The organism is Citrobacter sp. XT1-2-2, assembly GCF_023516235.1.
Taxonomy (GTDB): domain Bacteria; phylum Pseudomonadota; class Gammaproteobacteria; order Enterobacterales; family Enterobacteriaceae; genus Citrobacter; species Citrobacter werkmanii.
On record NZ_CP097324.1, the window covers coordinates 1389310 to 1409047 of the forward strand.

Sequence of the window (19738 nt, forward strand, 5' to 3'; positions counted from 1 at the left end):
AGGTGAGATATTGCCCATGCTACGTATCGCAAAAGAAGCCCTGACGTTTGACGACGTCCTCCTCGTTCCCGCTCATTCTACCGTTCTGCCGAACACGGCTGACCTTAGCACTCAGCTGACCAAAACGATTCGCCTGAACATTCCTATGCTCTCCGCAGCAATGGATACCGTGACGGAAGCGCGCCTGGCTATTGCCCTGGCACAGGAAGGCGGCATCGGTTTTATCCACAAGAACATGTCTATCGAGCGCCAGGCTGAAGAAGTCCGCCGCGTGAAAAAACACGAATCTGGCGTGGTAACCGACCCGCAGACAGTGCTGCCAACCACCACCCTGCGTGAAGTGAAAGAACTGACTGAACGTAACGGTTTTGCGGGTTACCCGGTAGTGACTGAAGACAACGAACTGGTTGGCATCATCACCGGTCGTGACGTGCGCTTTGTGACTGACCTGAACCAGCCGGTTAGCGTATACATGACGCCGAAAGAGCGCCTGGTGACCGTTCGTGAAGGTGAAGCGCGTGATGTCGTACTGGCCAAAATGCACGAGAAGCGCGTTGAGAAAGCGCTGGTTGTTGATGACAGCTTCCACCTGCTCGGCATGATCACCGTTAAAGATTTCCAGAAAGCAGAACGTAAACCGAACTCATGTAAAGACGAGCATGGTCGTCTGCGTGTCGGCGCGGCTGTAGGCGCAGGTGCAGGTAACGAAGAACGTGTTGACGCGCTGGTTGCTGCCGGCGTTGACGTACTGTTGATCGATTCCTCTCACGGTCACTCTGAAGGCGTGCTGCAACGTATCCGTGAAACCCGTGCTAAATATCCTGACCTGCAAATCATCGGCGGTAACGTCGCCACTGGCGCTGGCGCTCGCGCACTCGCCGAAGCTGGTTGCAGCGCGGTGAAAGTCGGTATCGGCCCTGGCTCCATCTGTACTACCCGTATCGTCACTGGCGTGGGCGTTCCGCAGATCACTGCCGTTTCTGACGCGGTTGAAGCGCTGGAAGGTACCGGTATTCCAGTTATCGCCGACGGCGGTATCCGTTTCTCCGGCGACATCGCTAAAGCGATTGCCGCTGGCGCCGCTGCCGTCATGGTTGGCTCTATGCTGGCGGGTACCGAAGAGTCTCCGGGCGAAATCGAACTGTATCAGGGCCGTTCTTACAAATCCTACCGCGGTATGGGCTCCCTGGGCGCGATGTCCAAAGGTTCCTCCGACCGTTACTTCCAGAGCGACAACGCCGCTGACAAACTGGTGCCGGAAGGTATCGAAGGCCGCGTAGCGTATAAAGGCCGCCTGAAAGAGATCATTCACCAGCAGATGGGTGGCTTGCGTTCCTGTATGGGTCTGACCGGTTGTGGTACCATCGACCTGCTGCGTACGAAGGCTGAATTCGTGCGTATCAGCGGTGCGGGTATCCAGGAAAGCCACGTTCACGACGTGACCATTACCAAAGAGTCCCCGAACTACCGCTTGGGCTCCTGATAAGTTTCCGCGCCCGGTTTTAAACCGGGCGTTTTGTTATTGTTTCACTTGCCTCGGAATTATCGTCAAATGACAGACAATATTCATAAACATCGCATTCTCATCCTCGATTTCGGATCGCAGTACACCCAACTGGTTGCACGTCGCGTACGTGAACTGGGCGTCTACTGTGAACTGTGGGCATGGGATGTTACTGAAGCACAAATCCGTGAGTTCAACCCGAGCGGCATCATCCTCTCCGGTGGCCCGGAAAGCACCACCGAAGCAAACAGCCCGCGTGCGCCTGAGTATGTCTTCAACGCCGGTGTGCCGGTCTTCGGCGTCTGCTACGGTATGCAGACCATGGCAATGCAGCTGGGCGGCCACGTTGAAGGTTCTAACGAGCGTGAATTCGGCTACGCCCAGGTTGAGGTACAGACCGACAGCGCGCTGATTCGCGGTATCGAAGATTCTCTGACCGCCGACGGCAAACCGCTGCTCGACGTATGGATGAGTCACGGCGACAAAGTAACCGCGATCCCGGAAGGTTTCGTCACCGTTGCCAGCACCGAGACCTGCCCGTTCGCCATTATGGCGCACGAAGAAAAACGCTTCTACGGCGTGCAGTTCCACCCGGAAGTAACCCACACCCGTCAGGGTATGCGCATGCTGGAGCGTTTCGTACGCGATATCTGCCAGTGTGAAGCGCTGTGGACTCCGGCGAAAATCATCGACGATGCCGTTGTCCGTATTCGCGAGCAGGTTGGCGACGACAAAGTGATCCTCGGTCTTTCCGGCGGCGTGGATTCTTCCGTCACCGCGATGCTGCTGCACCGCGCAATCGGTAAAAACCTGACCTGCGTGTTCGTAGACAACGGTCTGCTGCGTCTTAACGAAGCCCAGCAGGTGATGGACATGTTCGGCGACCACTTTGGTCTGAACATTGTTCACGTGGAAGGCGAATCGCGCTTCCTGGAAGCGCTGAAAGGCGAGAACGATCCGGAAGCTAAACGTAAGATCATCGGCCGTGTGTTCGTTGAAGTATTCGACGAAGAAGCGCTGAAGCTGGAAGATGTGAAGTGGCTGGCGCAGGGGACTATCTATCCTGACGTAATCGAATCTGCCGCTTCCGCGACCGGTAAAGCACACGTCATCAAATCTCACCACAACGTGGGCGGCCTGCCGAAAGAGATGAAGATGGGGCTGGTTGAGCCGCTGCGTGAGCTGTTCAAAGACGAAGTGCGCAAAATCGGTCTGGAATTGGGCCTGCCGTACGACATGCTCTACCGTCACCCGTTCCCGGGCCCAGGTCTCGGCGTTCGTGTGCTGGGTGAAGTGAAGAAAGAGTACTGCGACCTGCTGCGTCGTGCGGACGCTATCTTCATTGAAGAGCTGCACAAAGCTGACCTGTACAACAAAGTCAGCCAGGCGTTTACCGTGTTCCTGCCGGTACGTTCCGTTGGCGTGATGGGCGATGGCCGTAAATATGACTGGGTTGTCTCTCTGCGCGCGGTCGAAACTATCGACTTTATGACCGCACACTGGGCGCACCTGCCGTATGACTTCTTAGGCCGCGTCTCTAACCGCATCATCAACGAAGTGAACGGCATTTCTCGCGTGGTGTATGACATTAGCGGTAAGCCGCCAGCCACGATTGAGTGGGAATAAGCCGATAACCTTTCCTGAGTTTTCATGAACAGGTAAAAATGCAATCAACCCTCTGTTTTTACAGGGGGTTTTTATTTGTGTACATTCATGAGTTTTCTATGCGGCGCACAGTTCCTGACGGTAAATTTGACGTAATCGTCGAACCAGGTCGAGTCATAAAGAAAATCATTTAATAATAATGAATATCCATATTGATTACTTCGGGGACTCTATGTCCTGCTTATTACTAAAACTGGATATATTCTTTGCGGAATTTACAGCGTATATTTCAAGTTGATCGTCATTAGAATGAGATTGCCAAATATCAATAATTTGTGGAAATCACAGCCAGCACGCCTTCACCCGCTTGGTTGATGAGATGCCGCTGCTTCCAGCCGCGACATCTCGTATTGTATAGCCAATTCTGGACGGTTAGTTAGCATCGGTGTGCTAACGCAAAAAGCGACCTCTCAGCACCTTATTATCCACAATCTCTAACAATACCTGCGGTGATTGGGCTGCCTGGATGCGTTCGCCGAGTTGTGTAAGTAAAACGTTATCAGTGTTAAGCAGATTATCCGTTTGATTTAGCTTGCGTTCTACCTGTAAGGCATTTGCCTGGGTGCTGCTTGCTCGTTCAAATAACGGCTTCATCTTGCTGAGATGATGGGCGACTTTACGTTTTATTTTTTCCCATTGCTGAAATATGCCGTTGCTGGCATTCAGTTCTTTTAAATATACTTCGCTTGTCAGGACAAATTCTTGGTTGCCGTCATGCTTGATGAACAGGATGAGATTAGCCACCAACAAACATTGCATACCCGTCAGATACTCACGCTGCAACCGTTCAACATTGCTTATTTTCAGTTTGAGCGCTTCCCGGAGATCGTCAGATCCAAACCAACTGGTTGGTTCAAATTGTTCAATTTCTCGATATGCCTGAGTGATATCCTTTTCAAGATGCTTAACCTGCGAGCGTACTTCCTGCGCGCTTTTGGCCAGGTTGAGTAGCGACTCTTTGGTGATAATGTCATTACGGCTCAGTAATAAACCGATAATATTGAGATGTTCATGGAAAGCCTGGATCTTCGCGAGGCGCGATTGTTCAAGATGGCTTTTAATCGAATCGATCTTTTGTTCGATGATCCGCAGCCTCTCATTAATATCGGCAAGATGTTTTTGGGCCAGAAGTTGTGACGCGATATTAAAAACCAGGCTGGCATTGACCAGCGACTTCAGATTTTCAGCTTCGTGAAATCGGGCTTGCGCGCCAATTTTGTTGGTGTCTGGATTAAGTACCGCGCCGATTGCTCCGCTGCCATCTTTCGCCTGTACCAGTTGGCTGTATTCGAAAGAACAGGTCATTAATTGTGTCGCGTTACCTGCAACGGCAGTGGCGACGGTGGGTACGCTACTGAGCCAGTGGTTCAAGAGTGAAATGCTGCTGGGATCAAGTTCCGTCTGCGAGTCCTGTTGCGTAATATCTTGCCAGTATCCAGGCTGGCTGTGTATTTTCACCAGGGCATTATTTTGCGCGTCGACGATGTCCACCTCGAAGGCCGCTTCTTGCTCAGCTATCTGATTGTTGTTCGCTAAAGTTGACATAGGGTGAATTCTGCTGGGTTAGTTACGGTATTTTTACTGCGCTACTTTGGGCGAGTAAAGCATGTTGAGCATCGCGATATGGGCAATGAAAGGAATTGTTACCCGGTATGCCTCCCCAAGCGTTTGGTTAGCAAGGCCAATCGTACTGACGATAGCAGTGACGGGATGTAAGCGGAGTGCGGCAAATGCCGCTACGCTTGCCGCAGTTGACAGGCCGATAACAACCCCTTTATCGTTGATGCGCAGATTATCCTGCATCTTGAAAAAACCGGAGACAACTTTCGTTTCTGTGCAGCGCTCCCAACGTTCATGATCGGCTAATGACTGCCAGTCATCACCAAACAAACTTAGGACGATTTCCCGCTCTTTTGTGGCGTTATTTTTTTTCTTGCTGTCTTTGCCATTGAGCTTTTTATGAACATCGGTTAATAACTCAGAATAAGGCAACGGCTCACTGCGGAAAATATTAACGAGCGAGTGTCCGCCATATTCCTGCAATTCATGTAGCAGATGCCGCAGTCCATGCTCGCTGTAGTCCCGTTCTGCCTTCTCTTCGAGTAGTAAGTCCTTAACGGACGATGATAATGCTACCCGGCCCTTGCCGTTGTCTGTCAAAACGTCGACCAGATAGTCAATGTGATTGAGGGAGGTTTTTTTCAGTAACGACAGGATATGTGGGTCACATTTGACCGGTTGTTCCATTTTTATGGATTCCTTCATCATGAATAAAGCATAGAAAACGATAGAGAGTATTGTACAGATATGTTGGGGAGGGGGGGAGGTTGTTTTTTGTAGCCTGTAATGTGAGACCTGGAAACATGTAACGATGATGATATTTACGGTCTCCTTTTTAGCATTTAATTTTCAAATTTTATTTAAGAGTGGGTTTTTAAGCTATTAATCAACGCTAATGCGGCCCAGCAGAGGAAATACCCCCCGGTCAGCGTATTTTCATCGACAATCGACCTGGTCGGTGCGGCGAAACGGGGGGCAATATTGTCAGCGATGATTTTGCCGTTAGAGATCACCAGCTCTTTACTATCAGCGGTGGGTAGGGTGGTTGAGAAAAGATGCACTTTTTCAACTGTCCCGGTGACAGTGCCAATCTGCACGATTTCTTCGGCGCGGAAAGGTCGCAGGGAAACCAACAATACACCAGCGGCGATGTTGGATAGCATCGCTGTGCCCAGTGAGTCATTCAATACCGCTTCGAATTTTTGGGATTAATGTAAAATCCTGCATCGTATTACCTTGTTGAATATAAAAAGCCAAAATCTTATATATATGTAATTACATTTTAAATATTAATGTGTGCGTTATTTATATTAACTAATGCTATCGGTGAGTGACTATTTGAACTGTGTTTACGTTTATTATCTCCAATACACAGAAACATAGTAACTCAGTGCGAATAGTGTGGTGACGAGGAGCGAAAATATTGTGTAATTGTGCGGAAATCAAAAAATGATTTGCTGGGGGAGTATGTGGCATTATAAAAGTAGTGACGGGAGGGAACACAAATCCCTTACCGGATGGTTAACTGTCAGACGATTAGCCATCCGGTAAGGAATCTTGAGGGTCAGGACATCAACGCGGTCTGCGAGCGATTAACGTGGGGCTGTTTGTGCTGGGGAGGTCTGTTGCGGCAGGGTTAGCTGCTGAGATTCTTTTTTGTCCTGGTGGTGATGCCACGCACCAATGGCGGAGTAGACGAAGCGTCCGAAGAAGAAGAGGAAGCTGATAAGCAGTACGATCCGGATCATGCGACTGTTAAATCGGTGTCGTTTGCGTAGGCTGGTAACCTGGCTCACAAAAGGTTCCTTGTAGTGTACCCGACATGGGCGATACTCACATTAAGGCATACTGCGAGGGAATGGTCAATTCTTCGTTATGTAAAATTGCTTCAGTTGTTTTATCCCCTTATGTTATGGAAATTAATATGATTATTTGCGCGAATAATGAATTAACGATAAAAAATAATGAAAAGAGTAATAATTGATTAATGAGGGGCATTTTTTTTGATATGTATCAAACGTCGGCCTTTGCTGACAACTAGAATTGATGAATCAATATGATGTATTACTTTAACGATTTAAAGTCAGGTGGGATGCCTGTCTGAATACCCCCTACAGGATGTGTGGGATTCTACTGAGCATCTATGAAACTCAATAAAAAATATATTGGTATTAGAGATAGATGGTGGGCGTTACCTCTCATCTTGCCTTCTTTGCTGTTGCCTATATTGAGCACTGCCAACACCTATGCCCATATTAGTACGGGGACCGTAATACTTTTCTATCTGCCATTGGCGCTGATGATTAGTCTGATGCTCTTTTTTGGCTGGGCGGCATTGCCAGGAATTATCATTTCCATAATCTGGTATAAATATCCGCAGGTTGGACTATTTGAAACACTCTCAATAATTTCTCACTTTATAGTTACGCTAGTGCTTAGTTGGGGCGGGTATAAGGTATTCGTTCCCCGACGCAACAATGTTTCCCACGGCGATTCTCACCTGATGTTTCAGCGAATGTTCTGGCAGGTGTTCTGCCCGGCAACGCTGTTTCTGATTCTCTTCCAGTTTGCCGCCTTTGTGGGCGTCTATGAGAGCAAATCAGGCATGGTGGGCGTAATGCCCTTTAACACCGGCACGTTAATCAATTATCAGGCTATGCTGGCGGGGAATCTGGTTGGGGTACCACTGTGCTATCTTATTATTCGAACGATTCGCAATCCATTGCACCTGAGAGGCTATTTTTCTCAGTTAAAGCAGCAGTTTGACAGCAAAGTTACCAAAACAGAGCTTGCAGTCTGGTCGATTATATTGGCCGCATTTATGTCAATGTTGTGTATGCCGCTAAATGAACAAAGCTCAATATTTAGCACGAATTATACCTTATCACTGTTACTGCCCGTTATGCTATGGGGCGCAATGCGTTACGGTTATAGATTTATTTCGTTGATATGGTCAGTCGTACTTATTACTGCAATTCATTATTATCAGCGCTATATGCCCTGGTATTCGGGCTATGATACCCAGCTTGCCATTACCTCATCGAGCTATCTGGTTTTCTCCTTTATAGTGAATTTCATTGCCGTACTGGCAACGCGCCAGCGGTTTGTTACCCGACGGAACCATCGTCTGGCATTCTATGATCCAATGGTACATATTCCAAACTTGCGTGCGTTGAATCGGGATTTGAAAAAAGCGCCCTGGTCAGTGCTCTGCTTTTTGCGCGTGCCCGGCATGGAACTGCTGGTGAAAAATTACGGCATTATGCTGCGTATCCAGTACAAGCAAAAGCTCGCTCAGTGGATAACACCTCTGTTGGAACCGGATGAGCATGTCTATCAATTATCGGGTAATGATCTCGTTTTGCGTTTTAACACAGAGGCTCATCAGGAGCGCATTGAAGCCCTGGACAGGCATATTAAGCAATTCCGCTTTATCTGGGATGGCATGCCTTTACAGCCGCAGGTTGGCATCAGCTTTTGCTATGTTCGCGCTCCGGTTAACCACATTTATTTATTGCTCGGTGAGTTAAGCACCATTGCCGAAATATCTCTGGCGACCAATTCTCCAGAAAATATGCAGCGACGCGGCGTGATGCACTTGCAACGTGACCTGAAAGATAAGGTTGCGATGATGAACCGTCTGCAGCAGGCGCTGGAGCACAATCGCTTTTTCCTGATGGCACAGCCGATCGCTGGCGTGCGTGGTGATGTCTATCATGAAATTCTGCTGCGACTTCATGGGGATGACGGTGAAACTATCGCTCCGGATAATTTCTTGCCGGTAGCGCACGAGTTTGGTTTGTCATCCAGCATCGACATGTGGGTGATTGAAAACACGCTGAAATTTATGGCGCGGAATCGGGAACAAATGCCTGCCCGTCGGTTTGCTATTAACTTATCACCTACATCGGTATGCCGTGCCCGGCTTCCGCATGACATCAATCAGTTACTGACGAAATACAAAGTTGAAGCCTGGCAACTCATCTTTGAGGTGACGGAAAGCAATGCCTTAACCAATGCGGAACAGGCACAGGCGACGTTACTACAGCTGCAATCTTTGGGCTGTCAGATTGCGATTGATGATTTTGGCACCGGATATGCCAGCTATGCGCGACTGAAAAATGTGAATGCCGATATCCTGAAAATTGACGGCAGTTTTATTCGTAATATCGTTTCGAACAGCCTCGATTACCAAATCGTGGCCTCCATTTGTCATCTGGCGCGGATGAAAAGAATGCTGGTGGTTGCGGAGTATGTCGAAAGCGAAGAAATACGCAGCGCGGTGATTTCGCTGGGAATTGATTACCTGCAGGGGTATTTGATTGGCAAACCGTTGCCGCTGCGCGAAACGCTGGAAGAGCAGGTGCCAGACGAGCCGGCACCTGTTAAGAGCTTATGCTGCGATATCGGGTGAGCTTTCTTCTTCAATTCTGAGACGCCAGCCGGTTACCGCTTCCCAGTATTGCTGCTCTTTTTCCAGATCGAGCAGTACCAGCGCATTTTGGCTGAACCAGTCATGTGGGAAGCGTAAGGTCCAGTGGTTGTCTTCGGTTAGTAGGGTCAGGGTCGGCGGCGTGGTTGTCGCCTGACGCTGATTATTCAGTAATACCCCCAGACGCAATAGCTGGATTAACGGCAGAAACTGTTTTTTCTTAAACAGCGTAAAGCGGGGTAAATCATCAAGTTTCACCGCTTTACGATGGTAACGAACTAATGTTGCCATCATCAGTTGCTGTTCCTGATTGAATCCCGGTAAATCGCTATTTTGTAAAATGTAAGCAGAATGGCGATGCAGGCCGCTATGGTTAATATTCAGCCCAACCTCATGCAGCATTGCAGCCCAGCGCAGTAACGCTTCCAACTGGGGATTGGCCAGTTTTGGCTGCTGAATATGCCATTGGTCATACATCTGCATGGTGGTTTCCAGCACACGCCGGGCTTGCTCACTGTCAATGTTGTACTGATTCGCCAGGCTGCTGGCGGTGCGGCTGCGTACATCCTGATGGCGAAAACGGCCTTCCATCTCATACAGCACGCCTTCACGTAGCGCGCCATCGGACAGCCGAAGTTCACGGATAGCCAGCGCATCAAAAACGCCGCACAAAATAGCAAGCCCAGGTACAAACACCGCTTTTCGTTCTTCTGACAGTCCCGGCAAACTGAGCGCATCGAATGACGCGTGCTTCAGCACTTCAGCGGTCAGTTTTTCCAGACGTTCGGGGGTGATAAAACCATCTTTCTCCCCCATCTCCAGCAGCACTTCGTGTGCCGCTTTAATGGTACCCGACGCGCCCAGCGCAACGTTCCAGCCCTGAATGCGAAACTGCCAGGTTAGCGTTTCAAGTTTTTGCGCTGCCGCCATGCGGGCGCGCTGGAAGTTTTCCCGACTGATAGCGCCGCCCGGGAAATACATCTGAGCAAAACTAACGCAGCCCATACGGCGGCTTTCGACCAGTTTGGGTTCGAAATCTTCGCCGATCACCAGTTCCGTTGAACCGCCGCCGATATCGATAACCAGCTTGCGGCCTTTTTCCGGCTGGGTGTGTTCAACGCCCATAAAAATCAGACGTGCTTCTTCATTGCCAGAAATAATCTCAATCGGGTAGGGGATAACTTTTTCTGCGCGCTTGAGAAAATCGGTCGCGTTCAGCGCCTGACGTAGAGTATGGGTTCCCACGATACATACGCTCGACGGGGGAAAACCTTGCAGTCGTTCGGCGAAAAGCGACAAACAGCTTAATCCGCGCTCCATTGCTTCTTCGCTCAGCTTGTTGTCTGCGCCGAGCCCATCCGCCAGATGTACGCGTTGTTTCAGTCGTCCGATGATTTGCATTGCACCATCAACCACGCGGGCAATGACCATATGAAAACTGTTTGAACCCAGGTCGACCGCAGCAAATTCCTGCGGTCGTGGTGACTTGTCGTGTATTGGCATATCGTTAGTCAGGTTGCTCGAGTGATTTGATGTAGTCGTAAATCGCCAATTGTGACTGAACCTTACGGCGGTTTCCACGTGGCACGTAGCGATTACTCAGTTCTTTATCGATGAAGCGAGCCTTCACCGTATCGCTAAACAGAATATCAATGATATCCAGCACGCGTTGCTTGAGGCGTGGATCAAGTAGTGGGGTAGCGACTTCGATACGATAGTCGATATTTCTTGTCATCCAGTCAGCCGAGGAGAGATACACCTGCTTATCGCCGCCGTTCTCAAAGATATAAACCCGGTCATGTTCGAGGTAGCGGTCAACAATGCTGATAACGCGAATATTGTCGCTGATGCCTTCAAGGTTCGGGATCAGAGAACACATACCGCGAATCAATAAATTGACCGGCACGCCCGAGCCTGAGGCCGCATAGAGACGATCCACCAGACCCTTATCGACCAGGTTATTCAGTTTTAACGTAATACCTGAAGGTAACCCTTGCTGTGCGTTAGCGATCTCTTTGTCGATCATGGCGTACAGCAGGCGACGTGAGTTCTGCGGAGAAACCAACAGATAATCAAATGTTACCGGACGATATGGGTTTTCAATGAAGTTGAACACCCGGCGAACTTCGTTAGTAATGCGTGAATCGGCGGTAAGCAATGAGTAATCGGTATAGAGGCGCGCCGTTTTTTCGTTGAAGTTCCCGGTCCCGATATGCGCATAGCGCACGACTTCATCGCCTTCTTTACGTGAGATAAGAAACAGCTTGGCGTGAATTTTCAGGCCTGGGGCGGAGAAGATGACGTGAACGCCCGCTTCGGTAAGACGTTTGGCCCAGTGAATGTTGGCTTCTTCATCGAAGCGTGCCTGCAGTTCCACGACGACAGTGACTTTCTTACCGTTATGCGCGGCATGGATCATCGCGTCGATGATGCGCGAGTCTTTTGCCACACGGTAGATGTTGATTTTTATCGCCAGTACGCTTGGGTCGAAGGAGGCCTGACGCAGCAGTTCCAGGACATGTTCAAAGGTGTGATACGGATAATAAAGCAGTACATCACGCTCGCGGATTGCATCAAATCCGTTACGGAATTTCTCGTTATCGAACCAGATGTGACGCAGACGGGGCAGTGGTTTATTCACCAGGTTAGCTTTGCCAACATTGGGGAAGTTAATAAAGTCTTTGAAGTTATGGTAACGCCCGCCGGGAACGATGGAGTCGTAGCGAGAAATGGTCAGTTTTTCACGCAGCACCTCGACCAGCGCATTAGGCATATCTCGCTGATAAACAAAGCGCACAGGCTCGGCGGTCAGACGCTGTTTCAGGCTGGATGACATCAGCTCCATCAGGCTGGATTCCATCTCGTGCACTAAATCGTATTCCGCGTCGCGGGTCATTTTCATCGAATAGGCGTTCAGCGCATCGTAATCAAAGAACCCTTTGAAAATATCGTCAAGGCAATAACGTAAAATGTTGTCCAACAGGATCATCGGTTTGCGGCGACGCGGGGTCTCCGGCGGCAAATTCACAAAACGGGGAACCTTGTCCGAAGGGATTTCCAGCAGCGCGTAGCGGATCGTATCACCGCGGATAATCTCCACCGCCAGATAGGTATAGTCATCTTTCAGAAACTGGACTAAATCCGTCTCACGGTTAATCAGAATCGGCGTAATGTGCTGGCGAAGATATTGCTTGAAGTAATGGCGTAACCAGCTCTGCTGATTCACCGACAATTGGCGTTCGTTGATTAAGAAAATCTGGTTACGCGCCATCTCCAGCAGTAATTCGTTATACAGGCCGTCAAATTCCTGATCGGCTTTTAATACGCGGGCCTGGATTTTGCCGAGCAGATGGCGGGAGTGAGAGTTTGAACCCTGTTCTTCGCTAATGATGATTCGGCGCTTCAGTTCGGCAAAACGAACTTTGTAAAACTCATCGAGGTTATTGGAATAGATGCCTAAAAAACGCATCCGTTCGATCAACGGGTTTGATTTATCAGCAGCTTCCTGGAGTACACGTTCGTTAAACGCTAACCAGCTGAGTTCTTTCTCGATATATAGCTTTTCCTGACCCATTACCACTTTTACTCCGTTTCATTCACGGGACACTACCGATTTATTATGGCGAGCATTGCTCTCAGATGTCCAACTGTGCCAGAAAAATATGACAATAAACTGTCTGATAGCAAAGAGAAAGGGGGGAAGAATAGTAGGCCGGATAAGCGAAGCGCCATCAGGCCTACCGGAAGATGTGATTATTCGTCGGCGGCGTAGCCTTGCGGCGGCAGGCGAACGCCGTCCAACCATGCTGCGTTATCGCGCATCTTCAGGCGACCATCGATAAACCAGCTTACCACCAGCGGGTAAATCGCATGTTCCTGGGCCTGAACCCGGGCAGTGACGTCATCTTCGCTGTCGCCTTCAAATACCGGAACCTTGGCCTGGAGAATAACCGGTCCACCGTCCAGTTCATCAGTAACAAAATGGACGGAGGTTCCATGCTCTTCATCGCCGTTATCCAGTACCTGACGGTGCGTGTGCAAACCGGGATACTTCGGCAATAAAGACGGGTGGATATTCAGCAACCGTTCCGAATAGTGAGCGACAAACGCCGGGCTGAGGATGCGCATATAACCGGCCAGCACCACGACATCGGGGCCGTAGGCGTCAATCTCTTGTATCAGTTGGCGGTCAAATGCGTCGCGGCTGGCAAACTGAGCGGCCTCCAGCGAATGCGCCGGAATATTCGCTTCTCGTGCACGTTCAAGGCCGAACGCATCGGCCTTGTTACTGAATACTGCCCGTATGGTGCCATTGATTTTTTTCTGTTCGCAGGCGTCGATGATCGCCTGCAAATTGCTTCCGTTACCGGAAATGAGCACCACAATGTTTTTCATTCAATGACCACACGCTGTTCGGAATCAGAGGCTTTGATGATACCGATTTTCCATGCGTTTTCACCTTTCTCATTGAGCAAAGCGAGGGCGTTGTCCACTTCCGAAGCTGGCAGGGCGATGACCATGCCTACGCCGCAGTTGAAGGTACGGTACATCTCGTGCTGGCTGACGTTACCCGCCGTTTGCAGCCAGGTGAAGACGGCTGGCCACTGCCATGAGGATTCGTCGATCACTGCCTGCGTGTTGTCTGGCAGGACGCGCGGAATATTTTCCCAGAAGCCGCCGCCGGTCAGGTGGGCGATGGCATGCACATCAACCTTCTCGATCAGCTCCAGAATGGATTTTACGTAAATACGGGTCGGGGCCAGTAAGTGATCGGCCAGCGACTTGCCTTCAAGCTCGGTGGTTTCAGGGTCACAACCGCTGACTTCAACGATTTTACGTACCAGGGAGTAGCCGTTGGAGTGCGGGCCGCTGGAGCCGAGCGCAATCAGCACGTCGCCGTCAGCCACTTTTGAACCGTCGATAATCTCGGATTTTTCGACGACGCCAACGCAGAAGCCAGCCACGTCGTAATCTTCGCCGTGGTACATGCCCGGCATTTCAGCCGTTTCACCGCCCACCAGCGCACAGCCTGACTGCAGACAGCCTTCGGCAATACCATTAATGACGCTGGCTGCGGTATCCACATCCAGTTTGCCAGTCGCATAGTAGTCGAGGAAAAACAGCGGCTCAGCGCCCTGAACCACCAGGTCGTTGACGCACATCGCGACCAGATCGATGCCAATCGTGTCATGGCGTTTCAGATCCATCGCCAAACGCAGTTTTGTACCTACGCCATCCGTGCCGGAAACCAGTACCGGTTCACGATATTTTTGCGGCAATGCGCACAGCGCACCGAAGCCACCCAGACCACCCATCACTTCCGGGCGACGCGTTTTCTTTACTACGCCTTTGATTCGATCAACCAGAGCATTACCTGCATCAATATCAACACCGGCATCTTTGTAGCTAAGAGAGGTTTTATCGGTCACTGCCTGCTTCCCCACATGTTTACTTGCAGTAAAAGTTAAATTCGGCGCAATTCTAACAGGGAAAGCAAACGTTTGCGAGCCTGCTCTGCATCAAGTTTTATCTGCTGATTTTTTCAGCATTTTACAGTCATTTATCTATTTGTTTGAATCGCGCCACGAAAATGAAACCGGGTACATTCTTGTGCTTGAAACCAGCCAGCCAAATGCGCAGTATCGTACTGAAACCGGTTTCTGTTTTCTGTTACGGACCTCACCGAGAGTGTGTTGAACAGGGTAATCATGATAGGGGGAAGGTATGTCTGGATTTAAAGCAGATTTCATGTGGGGGGGCGCTGTAGCCGCTCACCAACTGGAAGGTGGCTGGCGGGAAGGTGGAAAGGGAATTAGCGTTGCTGATGTGATGACGGCGGGGGCGCATGGTGTGGCGCGTGAAATTACTGACGGTGTGATCGCCGGTAAAAATTACCCTAACCATGAGGCGATTGATTTTTATCACCGCTATAAAGAGGACATAAAGCTGTTTGCTGAAATGGGCTTTAAATGTTTTCGTACTTCCATTGCGTGGACGCGTATTTTCCCATTAGGCGATGAAGCGCAACCCAATGAAGCTGGCCTGCAGTTTTATGATGATCTGTTCGACGAATGTCTGAAATATGGCATTGAGCCGGTAATTACGCTGTCGCATTTTGAGATGCCTTACCATCTGGTGACGGAATACGGCGGCTGGCGCAATCGTAAACTTATCGATTTCTTTGTCCGTTTTGCCGGGGTGGTTTTCACGCGTTATCAGCACAAAGTGAAGTACTGGATGACGTTTAATGAGATTAACAACCAGGCGAATTATCACGAAGACTTCGCCCCTTTTACTAATTCTGGTCTGAAGTACCAGCCAGGTGAAGATCGCGAGCCGGTCATGTACCAGGCTGCGCACTATGAACTGGTGGCAAGCGCGCTGGCGGTGAAGACCGCGCGTGAAATTAACCCCGCGTTGCAGGTAGGGTGCATGATTGCCATGTGTCCAATCTACCCGCTGACCTGCGCGCCAGACGATATGATGATGGCGATGAACGCCATGCACCGTCGTTACTGGTTTACCGACGTGCATGTGCGTGGTAGATACCCGCAACATCTTCTCAACTACTTTGCTCGCCGTGGCTTTGAACTCGATATCACCAAGGAAGACCGTCAGGCGCTGGCCCTGGGCTGCGTTGATTACATCGGTTTTAGCTACTATATGTCTTTCGCGACGCAGGCTACGGCGGATAACCCCCAGTTGGATTACGATGAGTCGAAAAGTCTGGTACCTAACCCGTACGTGCAAAAATCGGACTGGGGCTGGCAGATTGATCCGGTCGGTCTGCGCTATTCGCTGAACTGGTTCTGGGATCATTATCAACTGCCGCTATTTATTGTCGAAAATGGATTTGGCGCCATCGACGTGCGCGAGAGCGATGGTACAGTCAACGACCAGTACCGTATCGACTACCTTGCCGCCCACATACGTGAGATGAAAAAAGCGGTGGTGGAAGATGGCGTGGAACTGATGGGATATACCCCGTGGGGGTGTATTGATTTAGTCTCGGCCGGGACGGGGGAGATGAAAAAACGCTACGGGTTTATCTACGTCGATAAAAATAATGACGGTACTGGGACATTAGCACGCTCGCCTAAGAAATCTTTTTCATGGTATCAAAACGTCATCCAGACTAATGCTAAATATCTTTAAAATTCATAGTATTGATAACAAGCTCCGCTATGAGTGCGGGGCTTGTTTTATACTCATCATACAGACGCAAACGACTTTGGTTGATCCATATCAAGCGGATGCAGTGTTGCGCCAGAGACGAAAAGCGGTATAATCCGGCGATTTTTTTTGTGGTTGCCACTCGTCTGAGGAAAGGAGAAGAGTATGAAGATCGTGGAAGTCAAACACCCACTCGTCAAACACAAGCTGGGACTGATGCGTGAAAACGATATCAGCACTAAACGCTTTCGTGAACTCGCCTCGGAAGTTGGCAGCCTGCTGACTTATGAAGCAACCGCTGATCTGGAAACCGAAAAGGTGACCATTGAGGGCTGGAACGGTCCGGTTGAAGTAGACCAAATCAAAGGTAAAAAAATCACCGTTGTGCCAATCCTGCGTGCCGGTCTGGGCATGATGGAAGGCGTACTGGAAAACGTTCCGAGCGCGCGTATCAGCGTTGTCGGTATGTACCGTAACGAAGAAACGCTGGAGCCGGTTCCGTATTTCCAGAAGCTGGTTTCTAACATCGATGAGCGTATGGCGCTGATCGTAGACCCGATGCTGGCGACCGGCGGTTCCGTTATCGCCACCATCGACCTGCTGAAAAATGCTGGCTGCACCAGCATTAAAGTGCTGGTGCTGGTTGCTGCGCCGGAAGGTATCGCGGCGCTGGAAAAAGCGCACCCGGATGTTGAGCTGTACACGGCCTCCATCGATCAGGGACTGAACGAGCACGGATACATTATTCCGGGGCTTGGCGATGCTGGCGATAAGATTTTTGGTACCAAGTAAACGAATAAGTGAAAAGAAGCCGACTTTAAGAGTCGGCTTTTTTTTGAATACAACAACCTAATCGCTAATAACAAACAACACTCAGAGGAAAACACTATGACGCGCCGTGCTATCGGGGTAAGTGAAAGACCGCCGCTTTTACAGACAATCCCGCTTAGTTTGCAGCACCTGTTCGCCATGTTTGGCGCTACGGTACTGGTGCCAGTTCTGTTCCACATCAACCCGGCTACCGTTTTGCTGTTTAACGGCATTGGTACGTTGCTGTATCTCTTTATCTGTAAGGGTAAAATTCCCGCGTATCTCGGTTCCAGCTTTGCGTTTATTTCTCCGGTGCTGCTGCTGCTGCCGTTAGGTTATGAAGTGGCGCTGGGCGGTTTCATTATGTGCGGCGTCCTGTTCTGCCTGGTTTCTTTCATCGTTAAGAAAGCAGGCACCGGCTGGCTGGATGTGATGTTCCCTCCGGCGGCGATGGGCGCAATCGTTGCCGTCATCGGCCTGGAGCTGGCAGGTGTTGCTGCGGGCATGGCGGGATTACTGCCTGCTGAAGGGCAATTACCGGATTCGAAAACCATCATCATCTCGATGGTGACGCTGGCGGTGACGGTATTTGGCTCCGTACTGTTCCGCGGTTTTATGGCGATTATCCCGATTCTGATTGGGGTGCTGGCCGGTTATGCGCTCTCTTTCGTGATGGGCGTTGTGGACACTACGCCGATTGCCCAGGCGCACTGGTTTGCGCTGCCGACTCTCTACACGCCGCGTTTTGAATGGGTTGCTATTCTGACCATCTTGCCTGCTGCGCTGGTGGTTATCGCTGAACACGTCGGACACCTGGTAGTGACGGCAAATATCGTGAAAAAAGATTTGATTCGCGATCCTGGTTTGCATCGCTCTATGTTCGCCAACGGCCTGTCTACGGTCATCTCCGGTTTCTTCGGCTCTACGCCGAACACCACGTATGGCGAAAACATCGGCGTAATGGCGATTACCCGCGTTTACAGTACCTGGGTTATTGGCGGCGCCGCGATTTTTGCCATCCTGCTTTCCTGTGTAGGCAAGCTGGCGGCGGCGATCCAAATCATCCCGCTGCCAGTCATGGGCGGCGTATCGTTGTTACTGTATGGCGTGATTGGTGCTTCCGGTATTCGCGTACTGATCGAATCAAAAGTTGACTACAACAAAGCTCAGAACCTGATCCTGACCTCGGTCATTTTGATCATTGGCGTGAGTGGCGCGAAAGTTCACATTGGCGCCGCAGAGCTGAAAGGCATGGCGCTGGCGACCATCGTCGGTGTCTGCCTGAGCCTGATTTTTAAAGTCATCAGCCTGCTGCGTCCGGAAGAAGTGGTGCTCGACGCAAAAGATGCAGACAGCCCGCAACAGTAAGTCTCTGACCGGGCGGCATCGCTGCCCGGTTCTATCGCGACGCATTTCTGTGTTAAACTCAACGCGATTTTATGAAATCCTGGGTTGAGGTATCTCTGAACACACCGGCACAGCTCTCTTTGCCACTTTATCTTCCTGACGACGAAACGTTTGCAAGTTTCTGGCCGGGGGATAACTCCTCTTTACTGGCTGCACTGCAAAACGTGCTGCGTCAGGAACATAGCGGGTATATTTATCTCTGGTCGCGTGAAGGCGCTGGCCGTAGTCATTTGCTGCATGCAGCCTGTGCGGAACTGTCTGCGCGCGGCGATGCGGTAGGCTACGTGCCGCTCGATAAGCGCACCTGGTTTGTTCCCGAGGTGCTCGACGGTATGGAGCATTTATCGCTGGTATGCATCGATAATATCGAATGTGTGGCCGGTGATTCGCTGTGGGAAATGGCAATCTTTGATCTCTACAACCGTATACTGGAGTCTGGGAAAACGCGTCTGCTGATCACCGGCGATCGCCCGCCAAGGCAGCTCAATCTGGGGTTACCGGATCTCGCCTCGCGCCTGGACTGGGGACAGATCTACAAGCTGCAGCCGCTTTCCGATGAAGATAAGCTGCAGGCGCTGCAATTACGCGCCAGGCTTCGTGGGTTTGAACTGCCGGAAGATGTGGGACGTTTCCTGCTTAAACGTCTGGATCGGGAAATGCGTACGCTGTTTATGACGTTGGATCAGCTTGATCACGCATCGATCACCGCCCAGCGTAAGCTGACCATTCCGTTCGTAAAAGAGATTTTGAAACTGTAAACGCCGCAGCCGAAAAGAGTGCGGCGATTTCAGGTTAACCGACGATTTCCAGTACCTGCTCCGGCGGACGTCCGATCCGCGCCTGGCCTTTGGCAACCACAATGGGGCGCTCCATCAGCTTCGGATTTTCAACCATGGCCTGAATCAGCGCATCTTCACTCAAATTCTTGTCCGCCAGGTTAAGCGACTTGTAGAGATCTTCTTTCTGGCGCATCAGTTCGCGCGCGCTGGACATGCCCAGCATCTGCAGCAGTTCACGCAAGGTTGCGGCGTCTGCTGGCGTTTCCAGATACAGTACTACTTCCGGGTCCACGCCGTTGGACTTCAGCAATTCCAGCGTTTCGCGGCTCTTGGAACAACGTGGGTTATGGTAGATTTTAATCGCGTCTGACATGACTTCTCCTTGCATCACAATACTGCCGGATGGCG

At 50.5% G+C, this 19738-nt stretch carries 15 protein-coding genes and 1 pseudogene; 7 read left to right on the forward strand and 9 right to left on the reverse strand.

From position 1 onward, the window contains the following. Nucleotides 1–16: 16 nt before the first annotated feature. A complete protein-coding gene (gene guaB / locus M4I31_RS06625; protein ID WP_038642597.1) occupies nucleotides 17–1483 on the forward strand; it encodes an IMP dehydrogenase in 1467 nt (488 codons plus the stop codon). Nucleotides 1484–1552: 69 nt separating this feature from the next. Beyond that, the gene (guaA, locus tag M4I31_RS06630) at nucleotides 1553–3130 is read left to right on the forward strand and encodes a glutamine-hydrolyzing GMP synthase (protein WP_038642595.1); all 1578 of its coding nucleotides are present in this window, start codon (nucleotides 1553–1555) and stop codon (nucleotides 3128–3130) included. 429 nt (nucleotides 3131–3559) lie between these two features. Here the strand turns inward: guaA and M4I31_RS06635 are convergent, their stop codons facing one another. The 4 genes and pseudogenes from M4I31_RS06635 to M4I31_RS06650 form a co-directional block, all read right to left on the reverse strand. After that, complete coding sequence (locus tag M4I31_RS06635; protein ID WP_085049261.1) at nucleotides 3560–4714, reverse strand: hypothetical protein; 1155 nt, start codon at nucleotides 4712–4714, stop codon at nucleotides 3560–3562. Between the two features lie 33 nt (nucleotides 4715–4747). Next, nucleotides 4748–5416 (reverse strand): hypothetical protein, encoded by a 669-nt coding sequence (locus M4I31_RS06640; protein ID WP_085049260.1) that lies wholly within the window; start codon nucleotides 5414–5416, stop codon nucleotides 4748–4750. A gap of 257 nt (nucleotides 5417–5673) precedes the next feature. After that, nucleotides 5674–5889, reverse strand: a pseudogene (locus tag M4I31_RS06645) (mechanosensitive ion channel domain-containing protein); the annotation flags it as partial. Between the two features lie 432 nt (nucleotides 5890–6321). Then, nucleotides 6322–6525 (reverse strand): YfgG family protein, encoded by a 204-nt coding sequence (locus tag M4I31_RS06650; RefSeq protein ID WP_071888163.1) that lies wholly within the window; start codon nucleotides 6523–6525, stop codon nucleotides 6322–6324. 347 nt (nucleotides 6526–6872) lie between these two features. Between M4I31_RS06650 and M4I31_RS06660 the strand changes: the two genes are divergently transcribed. Next, nucleotides 6873–9143, forward strand: coding sequence for a sensor domain-containing phosphodiesterase (locus M4I31_RS06660; RefSeq protein ID WP_085049259.1), 2271 nt, complete (start codon nucleotides 6873–6875; stop codon nucleotides 9141–9143). Here M4I31_RS06660 and ppx read toward each other — a convergent pair. The 4 genes from ppx to purM all read right to left on the reverse strand — a co-directional run bounded on the left by ppx (nucleotide 9123) and on the right by purM (nucleotide 14590). Further along, entirely contained in the window at nucleotides 9123–10664 is a 1542-nt protein-coding gene (gene ppx, locus M4I31_RS06665; protein ID WP_085049258.1) for an exopolyphosphatase, read from the reverse strand. The genes M4I31_RS06660 and ppx overlap by 21 nt on opposite strands. A gap of 4 nt (nucleotides 10665–10668) precedes the next feature. After that, complete coding sequence (ppk1, locus tag M4I31_RS06670; protein WP_038642588.1) at nucleotides 10669–12735, reverse strand: polyphosphate kinase 1; 2067 nt, start codon at nucleotides 12733–12735, stop codon at nucleotides 10669–10671. Nucleotides 12736–12914: 179 nt separating this feature from the next. Then, nucleotides 12915–13556 carry a phosphoribosylglycinamide formyltransferase gene (gene purN / locus M4I31_RS06675; protein WP_085049257.1) on the reverse strand — a complete coding sequence of 214 codons (642 nt, stop codon included), beginning with the start codon at nucleotides 13554–13556 and terminating at the stop codon, nucleotides 12915–12917. Next, complete coding sequence (gene purM / locus M4I31_RS06680; RefSeq protein ID WP_069324467.1) at nucleotides 13553–14590, reverse strand: phosphoribosylformylglycinamidine cyclo-ligase; 1038 nt, start codon at nucleotides 14588–14590, stop codon at nucleotides 13553–13555. The genes purN and purM overlap by 4 nt, the downstream gene beginning before the upstream one ends. Before the next feature lie 295 nt (nucleotides 14591–14885). On the opposite strand from purM, the gene M4I31_RS06685 reads away from it, so the two are divergent. The 4 genes from M4I31_RS06685 (at nucleotide 14886) to M4I31_RS06700 (ending at nucleotide 19309) form a co-directional block, all read left to right on the forward strand. Beyond that, on the forward strand, nucleotides 14886–16316 hold the full coding sequence (locus M4I31_RS06685) for a 6-phospho-beta-glucosidase (protein WP_085049256.1): 1431 nt from the start codon (nucleotides 14886–14888) through the stop codon (nucleotides 16314–16316). Between the two features lie 183 nt (nucleotides 16317–16499). Next, entirely contained in the window at nucleotides 16500–17126 is a 627-nt protein-coding gene (gene upp / locus M4I31_RS06690) for a uracil phosphoribosyltransferase (protein WP_038642580.1), read from the forward strand. Nucleotides 17127–17222: 96 nt separating this feature from the next. Beyond that, nucleotides 17223–18512, forward strand: coding sequence for a uracil permease (gene uraA / locus M4I31_RS06695; RefSeq protein ID WP_038642578.1), 1290 nt, complete (start codon nucleotides 17223–17225; stop codon nucleotides 18510–18512). A 95-nt stretch (nucleotides 18513–18607) separates the two neighbouring features. Then, nucleotides 18608–19309, forward strand: coding sequence for a DnaA inactivator Hda (locus tag M4I31_RS06700; RefSeq protein ID WP_211924219.1), 702 nt, complete (start codon nucleotides 18608–18610; stop codon nucleotides 19307–19309). Between the two features lie 34 nt (nucleotides 19310–19343). Here M4I31_RS06700 and arsC read toward each other — a convergent pair whose 3' ends face one another. Beyond that, on the reverse strand, nucleotides 19344–19703 hold the full coding sequence (gene arsC, locus M4I31_RS06705; RefSeq protein WP_003037937.1) for an arsenate reductase (glutaredoxin): 360 nt from the start codon (nucleotides 19701–19703) through the stop codon (nucleotides 19344–19346). Nucleotides 19704–19738 lie beyond the last annotated feature (35 nt).

What these genes read in the sequence shown, in the direction of transcription:
- M4I31_RS06685 (WP_085049256.1), top strand. Translation starts at nt 14,886, where the DNA reads ATGTCTGGATTTAAAGCAGATTTCATGTGGGGGGGCGCTGTAGCCGCT.
- ppk1 (WP_038642588.1), bottom strand. Translation starts at nt 12,735, where the DNA reads ATGGGTCAGGAAAAGCTATATATCGAGAAAGAACTCAGCTGGTTAGCG.
- M4I31_RS06660 (WP_085049259.1), top strand. Translation starts at nt 6,873, where the DNA reads ATGAAACTCAATAAAAAATATATTGGTATTAGAGATAGATGGTGGGCG.
- guaA (WP_038642595.1), top strand. Translation starts at nt 1,553, where the DNA reads ATGACAGACAATATTCATAAACATCGCATTCTCATCCTCGATTTCGGA.
- arsC (WP_003037937.1), bottom strand. Translation starts at nt 19,703, where the DNA reads ATGTCAGACGCGATTAAAATCTACCATAACCCACGTTGTTCCAAGAGC.
- M4I31_RS06635 (WP_085049261.1), bottom strand. Translation starts at nt 4,714, where the DNA reads ATGTCAACTTTAGCGAACAACAATCAGATAGCTGAGCAAGAAGCGGCC.
- ppx (WP_085049258.1), bottom strand. Translation starts at nt 10,664, where the DNA reads ATGCCAATACACGACAAGTCACCACGACCGCAGGAATTTGCTGCGGTC.
- uraA (WP_038642578.1), top strand. Translation starts at nt 17,223, where the DNA reads ATGACGCGCCGTGCTATCGGGGTAAGTGAAAGACCGCCGCTTTTACAG.
- upp (WP_038642580.1), top strand. Translation starts at nt 16,500, where the DNA reads ATGAAGATCGTGGAAGTCAAACACCCACTCGTCAAACACAAGCTGGGA.
- guaB (WP_038642597.1), top strand. Translation starts at nt 17, where the DNA reads ATGCTACGTATCGCAAAAGAAGCCCTGACGTTTGACGACGTCCTCCTC.
- purN (WP_085049257.1), bottom strand. Translation starts at nt 13,556, where the DNA reads ATGAAAAACATTGTGGTGCTCATTTCCGGTAACGGAAGCAATTTGCAG.
- M4I31_RS06640 (WP_085049260.1), bottom strand. Translation starts at nt 5,416, where the DNA reads ATGGAACAACCGGTCAAATGTGACCCACATATCCTGTCGTTACTGAAA.